1 pseudogene is annotated in these 222 nt (G+C 54.5%); it reads left to right on the top strand.

Annotated elements, in window-relative coordinates:
* A pseudogene (locus ACNQO6_RS18565) lies at positions 1 to 222 on the top strand (hypothetical protein); the annotation flags it as partial.

Below are 222 nucleotides of genomic sequence, written 5' to 3'. Positions count from 1 at the left end.
TAGATGCAGCGACAGGCAACTGGACCGCTGATGTGGCAGGTAGTGACCTGTTGGCCGATGGAGATAAAACCATCGATGCCACAGCGACCTTCACTGATGCAGCAGGCAACAGCAGCACAGTGACGGACACGCAAGTGTATATAGTGGATGTGACTGCACCGAATGCCCCAGACATTGATCCGGTCAATGGTACCGATCCAATCACCGGTACGGCAGAACCAG

Source organism: Acinetobacter calcoaceticus (assembly GCF_051947995.1).
Taxonomy (GTDB): domain Bacteria; phylum Pseudomonadota; class Gammaproteobacteria; order Pseudomonadales; family Moraxellaceae; genus Acinetobacter.
Note: the sequence above shows the minus strand (reverse complement) of the source record. Positions and strands in the feature narration are given on the sequence as shown.